Origin of the sequence: Streptomyces phytophilus (assembly GCF_013870535.1) — a bacterium.
GTDB lineage: Bacteria > Actinomycetota > Actinomycetes > Streptomycetales > Streptomycetaceae > Streptomyces > Streptomyces phytophilus.
The window spans coordinates 1-5,067 of sequence record NZ_JACBXC010000366.1 but is presented as its reverse complement, the minus strand read 5'-3'; the positions used below and the strand labels follow the sequence as shown (position 1 = coordinate 5,067).

Here is a 5,067-nt window from a genome sequence, read left to right as displayed (position 1 = left end):
CCGAGGCGCTGGGCCTCGGCGGCGGCGGCGTGGAAGCGCCCGGCGTGGCCGTGGTCGGCGGCCGTCGCCTCGGTGCGCGGTGCGGTGATCAGGACAGTGCGTTCGCCTCCCGGCGCCTGGGCGATGTAGCGCGCGGCAGGCGCACGCATCTCGCTCGCGTCCGTATCCAGACGCCCCACCGGCCGGTACGCCCCGAACTGCTCGGGGTCGTCGAGTCGCAGCGGTTCCATACCCCCTCCTAGGAACTGGCCGGACGCAGCCTACCGGGGACGGCGGGGCTCCGCGCCAGGCGGGGGGTAATTGGTCCCGTGCGGCAGGGGAGAAAGGCCCGCGCGAGAGCCGCACATTCTTATCCGCGAGTGGCGTGCACCACATGCCTCTGAAGGAATCCTAAAAGCGGTAGTAGGCGAATCTGACGAGGGTCCGGGACTTTCGCCTCTGCGGTCGCCGGACTTTCGGCAGGGGAGTCCTTCGGACTTTCGGAAACGGGTCGCTAGATCGGCTCTGACCTGCATAGGTGTTCTCGGAAGGCTCGCTCGCATGCCGTCCGGGGCCGTTCTCGGCGCCGTTCTTTTGGGGCGCACAAGGGGCAGAAAAACCCGACTAGCGGCTACGACCCCGGCTCGTACCAAGGGTCCTTGTCTGCCCCGATCGGACGCGTTACCAAGGTGGAGCGACCTCGGAGCGCAGCCGGGGTCGGAACCTTTCTGGAGGGAATTCCGAGAATGTTCAAGCACGCCAAGTTCACCGCCCCCGTCGCCACCACCGCCATGCTCGCCGCGGGCGCCGGCATGGTCGTCGCCCTCGGCTCGGGCGTCGCCACGGCCGACAGCAAGCCCGACTGGGTCAAGCCCGTCACGGCCGACTACGACGTCACCGGCCAGTACAACCAGGGCGGCGCCCGCTGGGCCGCGAAGCACAGCGGCCAGGACTTCGCCGCCCCCACGGGCACGAAGGTCAAGTCGGCCAGCGACGGCACCGTGGTCACGGCCGGCTGGGGCGGCGCCTACGGCAACAACATCGTGATCAAGCACGGCGAGGGCCTCTACACCCAGTACGCCCACCTGTCCAAGATCGACGTGAACGTGGGCGAGAAGGTCAACGCCAAGGAGCTGATCGGCAAGATCGGCACGACCGGCAACTCCACCGGTCCGCACCTGCACTTCGAGGTCCGCACCACTCCCGACTACGGCTCCGCCGTGGACCCGGTCGCGTTCCTGAACAAGCACGGCGTCAAGATCTGACCCGCACGCCCGGCCCCGCCGGGCGGCGCCGGGCGGCGGTCCTCGGGCCGCCGCACGGCTGATAGGCTGGCGGACGGTTCGCGTGCGCGCCCCCGTATCCCTCGGGTGAGGCGCCGCGACCGCCCCGCCTGCCGAGTCACCGCAGATTCCCTGTGACCAAAACCAGGGACGCTCGGCGGCGCCGACCCGAGGAGTAGGACATGTCGCTCGACACCGCGACCAAGAAGAAGATCATGACGGAGTACGCCACGAAGGAAGGCGACACCGGCTCCCCCGAGGTGCAGGTGGCGATGCTCACCCAGCGCATCAGCGACCTCACCGAGCACCTGAAGACCCACAAGCACGACCACCACTCGCGCCGCGGTCTGCTCCTGCTCGTCGGCCGCCGCCGGCGGCTTCTGCAGTACCTGGCGAAGAAGGACATCGCCCGCTTCCGTACGCTGGTCGACCGCCTCGGCATCCGCCGCGGCGCCGCCGGCGCCCGCTAGCGCCGTACGAGGGAGCGGCCCCGCACCGGGAGCCGCTCCCTCGGCGCATGCCCGCAGCGCTCCGGTTTCGCCCGGACGCCGGGCCGGTCCGTCCGTACGGACCCTTACCGAACGGTTGCCAGCCAGCCGTCGAGACGCCGCCGGAGGGACTTGTACTCTGGTCGGCAGGACATCAGCACAGAGTGAACACGGGGAGCAACCGCCCGCAGCCGCCGGACCAGTGCCGACAGCGGGCGCCGGTCCTCGGTAGTGGCCTTCGGAGCACGCGAGAGCGCGCCCCCGGTGGCTTCGATCGAAGACCGGCCCGGCCTACAGCCGCTCATCCGGCCCGAGCCTGCCACGCGAATGCTCCACCGCTCACCGCCCACGCCACACGGGCGTGGGCGCAGACGAGGAGATTTTCCTGGTGGAGAACGAAACCCACTACACCGAGGCCGTCATCGACAACGGCTCCTTCGGTACCCGCACCATCCGCTTCGAGACCGGCCGGCTCGCCAAGCTCGCCGCCGGCTCCGCCGTCGCGTACCTCGACGACGAGACCATGGTCCTCGCGGCGACCAGCGCCTCCAAGCACCCCAAGGACCAGCTCGACTTCTTCCCCCTGACGGTGGACGTCGAAGAGCGCATGTACGCCATCGGCAAGATCCCCGGCTCCTTCTTCCGCCGCGAGGGCCGCCCCAGCGAGGACGCCATCCTCACCTGCCGGCTCATCGACCGGCCGCTGCGCCCCTCCTTCAAGAAGGGCCTGCGCAACGAGATCCAGATCGTCGCCACGATCGAGGCGCTCAACCCCGACCACCTCTACGACGTGGTCGCCATCAACGCCGCCTCCGCCTCCACCCAGCTGGCGGGCCTGCCGTTCTCCGGCCCCATCGGCGGCACCCGCGTCGCGCTCGTCGGCGGCCAGTGGGTGGCCTTCCCCACCCACACCGAGCTGGAGGAGGCCGTCTTCGACATGGTCGTCGCCGGCCGCGTCCTCGACGACGGCGACGTGGCGATCATGATGGTCGAGGCCGAGGCCACCCTTCAGACCGTCGAGCTGGTCAAGGGCGGCGCCACCGCGCCGACCGAGGAGGTCGTCGCCGCCGGCCTGGAGGCCGCGAAGCCCTTCATCAAGATCCTCTGCAAGGCGCAGGCCGACCTCGCCGCCAAGGCCGCCAAGCCCACCGGTGAGTTCCCCGTCTTCCTCGACCACCAGGACGATGTGCTGCAGGCCCTCACCCAGGCCGTGCGCGACGAGCTGGCCCAGGCCCTCACCATCGGCAACAAGCTGGAGCGCGAGGCCGAGCTGGACCGCGTCAAGGACGTCGCCGCCGAGAAGCTGCTCCCGCAGTTCGAGGGCCGCGAGAAGGAGATCTCCGCGGCGTACCGCGCGCTCACCAAGGAGCTGGTGCGCGAGCGCGTCATCCGCGAGAAGGTCCGTATCGACGGCCGCGGCGTCACCGACATCCGGCCGCTGGCGGTCGAGGTCGAGGCGATCCCGCGGGTGCACGGCTCGGCGCTCTTCGAGCGCGGCGAGACCCAGATCATGGGCGTGACGACGCTGAACATGCTCCGCATGGAGCAGCAGCTCGACACCCTCAACCCGGTGACGCGCAAGCGCTACATGCACAACTACATCTTCCCGCCCTACTCGACCGGTGAGACCGGCCGCGTCGGCACCCCCAAGCGCCGCGAGATCGGCCACGGCGCGCTCGCCGAGCGCGCCATCCTGCCGGTGCTGCCCGCCCGCGAGGACTTCCCGTACGCGATCCGCCAGGTCTCCGAGGCCCTCGGCTCCAACGGCTCGACGTCCATGGGCTCGGTCTGCGCCTCGACGATGTCGCTGCTGAACGCCGGTGTGCCGCTGAAGGCCCCGGTCGCCGGCATCGCCATGGGTCTGATCTCCAAGGAGATCGAGGGCGAGACGCGCTACGTGACGCTGACCGACATCCTCGGCGCCGAGGACGCCTTCGGCGACATGGACTTCAAGGTCGCCGGCACCAAGGAGTTCGTCACCGCGCTGCAGCTCGACACCAAGCTCGACGGCATCCCCGCCTCCGTGCTGGCCGCGGCCCTGAAGCAGGCCCGCGACGCCCGGCTGCACATCCTCGACGTGATGATGGAGGCCATCGACCGGCCGGACGAGATGTCCCCGCACGCCCCGCGGATCATCACCATCAAGATCCCGGTGGACAAGATCGGTGAGGTCATCGGCCCGAAGGGCAAGATGATCAACCAGATCCAGGAGGACACCGGCGCCGAGATCACCATCGAGGACGACGGCACGATCTACATCGGTGCCGCCGACGGCCCGGCCGCCGAGGCCGCCCGTACGACCATCAACGGCATCGCGAACCCGACGATGCCCGAGGTCGGCGAGCGCTACCTGGGCACGGTGGTGAAGACCACCTCCTTCGGCGCCTTCGTCTCGCTGATGCCCGGCAAGGACGGTCTGCTGCACATCTCGCAGATCCGCAAGCTCGCCGGCGGCAAGCGCGTCGAGAACGTCGAGGACGTCCTCGGCGTCGGCCAGAAGGTCCAGGTCGAGATCGCCGAGATCGACCAGCGCGGCAAGCTGTCCCTCGTCCCCGTCCTGGACGAAGAGGAGAAGGACGGCGACGACGCCGGGAAGTCCGAGGACGAGTCCGCGAAGTGACCCTTCCCCGCATCAGTCGGAAGGCGGCCCGCCCCCCGTACCGGGGGCGGGCCGTCCCCCGTCCGCGCTCCACCGCCGCCACGCTCCCGGCGGGCGCCGAGGGCGCCGGCACCGTACGCAAGACGGTGCTGCCCGGCGGGCTGCGCGTACTCACCGAGACCCTGCCCGCCGTGCGCTCCGCCACCTTCGGCATCTGGGCGCACGTCGGCTCCCGCGACGAGACCCCCGCGCTCGGCGGCGCCACGCACTACCTGGAGCACCTGCTCTTCAAGGGCACCAGAACCCGCTCCGCCCTCGACATCTCCGCGCCCATCGACGCGGTCGGCGGCGAGATGAACGCGTTCACGGCCAAGGAGTACACCTGCTACTACGCGCGGGTCCTCGACACGGACCTGCCGCTGGCCATCGACATCGTCTGCGACATGCTCACCGGCTCCGTCATCCGCGCCGAGGACGTCGAGGCGGAACGCGGCGTCGTCCTCGAAGAGATCGCGATGACCGAGGACGACCCCGGCGACTGCGTCCACGACCTCTTCGCCCGCACGATGCTCGGCGACACCCCCCTCGGCCGCCCCGTCCTCGGCACCGTCGAGACCGTCACGGGGCTCACCCGGGACCGCGTCGCCCGCTTCTACCAGCGCCACTACACACCCACCCGGCTCGTCGTCGCCGCCGCGGGCAACGTCGACCACGACGA

General features: G+C 70.2%; 4 protein-coding genes and 1 pseudogene. 4 read left to right on the top strand and 1 reads right to left on the bottom strand.

Features of this window, described 5'->3' with window-relative positions; translation table 11 throughout:
* A pseudogene (locus H5J30_RS17055) lies at positions 1 to 230 on the bottom strand (serine/threonine protein kinase); the annotation flags it as partial.
* A gap of 495 nt (positions 231 to 725) precedes the next feature.
* On the opposite strand from H5J30_RS17055, the gene H5J30_RS17050 reads away from it, so the two are divergent.
* The 4 genes from H5J30_RS17050 to H5J30_RS17035 all read left to right on the top strand — a co-directional run.
* Positions 726 to 1,244, top strand: coding sequence for a M23 family metallopeptidase (locus H5J30_RS17050; RefSeq protein ID WP_181788281.1), 519 nt, complete (start codon positions 726 to 728; stop codon positions 1,242 to 1,244).
* A gap of 200 nt (positions 1,245 to 1,444) precedes the next feature.
* On the top strand, positions 1,445 to 1,732 hold the full coding sequence (gene rpsO / locus H5J30_RS17045) for a 30S ribosomal protein S15 (protein WP_181788280.1): 288 nt from the start codon (positions 1,445 to 1,447) through the stop codon (positions 1,730 to 1,732).
* Between the two features lie 406 nt (positions 1,733 to 2,138).
* Positions 2,139 to 4,370, top strand: coding sequence for a polyribonucleotide nucleotidyltransferase (locus tag H5J30_RS17040; RefSeq protein WP_181788279.1), 2,232 nt, complete (start codon positions 2,139 to 2,141; stop codon positions 4,368 to 4,370).
* Positions 4,367 to 5,067: M16 family metallopeptidase (locus H5J30_RS17035; protein WP_181788278.1), on the top strand; the 701-nt coding region annotated here is incomplete at its 3' end. The genes H5J30_RS17040 and H5J30_RS17035, both read left to right, overlap by 4 nt.